The 2,484-nt window shown below is 72.9% G+C and carries 1 protein-coding gene; it reads right to left on the reverse strand.

All coding sequences use genetic code 11. From position 1 onward, the window contains the following. Positions 1-113 precede the first annotated feature (113 nt). Complete coding sequence (locus tag PKE44_RS15095) at positions 114-2,321, reverse strand: diguanylate cyclase (RefSeq protein WP_324552652.1); 2,208 nt, start codon at positions 2,319-2,321, stop codon at positions 114-116. Positions 2,322-2,484: the final 163 nt, after the last annotated feature.

Here is a 2,484-nt window from a genome sequence, read left to right on the forward strand (position 1 = left end):
GCAAGGGAAAAAGCCTTGCGCTTGCGGCTTCCAGCCTTACACAGGCGGCGGCGGGCTTCCGGGAAGCTTGCCGAATCCGTGCGTCCTGCAAGCACTGGTCACGCGCCCGGGGGCTATGGGTCGCGCCAGACGCCGCAGTGCGCCTGCTTGGCGCGGTACATCGCCGCGTCGGCGCGCGCGAGCAGCGTCTGCGCGTCGTCGCCGGCGCGCTGCACGGCGATGCCGATGCTGGCGCCGATCTCCAGCGTGCGGCCGTCGAGCCGGTACGGGCGCGCGAGCTGCTCGACCAGCTTGACGGCGACGGTTTCGGCGGCGGGCGCGCCGGGCGGCATCAGCATCGCGATCACGAACTCGTCGCCGCCGTAGCGCGCGACCGTGTCCTCCTCGCGCACCGCGGCTTCGAGCCGGCGCGCGACGCGTTCGAGCAGCGCGTCGCCGAGCGCGTGGCCGTGGACATCGTTGACCGGCTTGAAGCGGTCGAGATCGACGAACAGCACGGCGAGCTCGTGCCGGCCGGGTTCGGCCAGCGCCAGCGCGCGCTGCAGGCGCTCGTCGAGCAGGCGGCGGTTCGGCAGGCCGGTCAGCACGTCGTAGTGCGCGCGCTGCCAGGCCTCGTCCTCGCGGCGCTTGCGCTGCGTGATGTCGCTGAACAGCGCCACATGCCGCCACGGCCGGCCGGCGCCGTCGCGCAGCACGGTGACGTGGATCAGCACCGCCAGCGCCCGGGCGTCCGCACGCCGGATCAGGCCCTCGCCTTCCCAGCCGTCATGCGTGGCCAGCGCATCGAGGACCTCGGCCCAGGTCACCGGCTGCGGCAGATCAGCGGTGAGCAGCTGCGGCGTCTGTCCGCACAGCTCGTCGAGCCGGTGGCCGCTCAGGCGCTCGAAGGCCGGGTTGGCGGCGATGATGCGGTGCTCGCCGTCGGTGACGAGGATGCCTTCGGCCGCGGCCTCGAACACGGTCTGGCTCAGCCGCGCCTCGGCCTCGGCGCTGCGCAGCGCCGTGATGTCGCGGAAGGTCATCAGCACCATGTACGGCGCGCGGCTGCGCTCGCGGTGCAGCGCGCGCGTCGTGATCGTGAACCAGCGCACGCTGCCGTCGGCGGCGCGCCGGCCGAGCAGTTCGTTGTCGAAGTCGGCGCCGCTGAGCGCACTGCGGCGGCTCGGATAGTCCTCGACCGGCATCGGGCTGCCGTCCGGGCGCAGCATGTCGAGCTCGACGGTATCGGCCGGGTGGTACAGCTCGCGTTCGCTCGGCAGCCCGAGTTCGCGGCAGGCGGCGGCGTTGGCGTACTCGATGCGCCCGCCCGGCGCGAGGATCATGACGCCCTCGGCCATCGACGACAGCACGGCGCGCTGGCGCTCGGCGCTTTCGGCGAGCGCGCGCGTGGCCTGGTCGGCGCGGCGCATCAGCACGCGCAGCACGATCGCGCAGGCGAGCAGCAGGCCGGTGCCGAGCACGGCCTGCAGGATCTGGCGCTGCGCGAAGGCGCGCGCCGGCGCGAGCGCGGCCTCGTAGCCGATGCCGGCAACCACGATCGGCCCGGCATCGAGGCGCCGCCACGCGTAGGTGCGCACCAGACCGTCGACGACGGCAGCGGTCGTGTAGACGTGCTGGTTCGGGTCGCCGCCGAGAAAGGGCCGGTCGGCCGGCACGCGCTGGCCGTAGTGGCGCTCGGGGTCGGGCATGCGCAGCAGATAGGCCCCGTCGGGCCGGAACAGCGCCAGTGAATCGCCGTCCGAGGGGGCGTACTTCTCGATGTCGCGTGCCCAGCGCTCGGGCGACACCGACAGCGCCACGACGCCGGCGAAGCGGCCGTGGCGCTCGATGCGCCGCGCGAACTGGATGCTCCAGCGCCCGGTCAGCCGGCCGATCACCGGCTCGCTGATCTCCAGCGGGTCATCCACGGCCGCGGCGAGGCGGCGGAAGTAGTCACGATCCCCGAGCCGGTTCGCCGGCGCCGGACCCAGGCTCGACCACTTGAGCAGGCCGTCGGTGCCGATCACGAACAGCTGGATCGCAAGCCCCGGCGGCAGCGCGCGCAGCGCCGCCTGTGCGAGCGCATCGAAGTCGCCGGCCTCGTCGATCCAGTCCTGCCGCGCACCGGTGAGCACGGCATCGAGCTGGCGCAGCGTCGCGTCGAGGCTCTCGGCCGCGGCCAGCGCCCGGTATTCGGCGTGCTCGCCGAGGTGCGCCGCTTCGGTCTCGACCTGGGTATCGAGATCGCGCAGCAGCACAAACCAGTAGGCACCGACACCGATCAGGGTCAGCACGGCAAAGGCAAGGATCAGGCGGCGCAGGGCGCGGTGCGCAGGAGTCATGTGCCTAGCGTAAGCCAGGCTTAAGACAACGGTCTCGGTATCCGGCGGTCGGTGCCTGCAGGCACGGCCGCGGCTGCAGCCTCGATCCGGGGTCCGGGCGGCATGGCCGCATCACGAAGATCGCCGCGGTTTGCGGTCCGGGTCTTGCCGGTCCGGGTCTTGC

This window comes from Plasticicumulans sp., from assembly GCF_035331805.1.
Classification (GTDB): domain Bacteria; phylum Pseudomonadota; class Gammaproteobacteria; order Competibacterales; family Competibacteraceae; genus Plasticicumulans.

Coding starts and splice junctions, on each gene's coding strand:
- PKE44_RS15095 (WP_324552652.1), bottom strand. CDS start 2,321: ATGACTCCTGCGCACCGCGCCCTGCGCCGCCTGATCCTTGCCTTTGCC.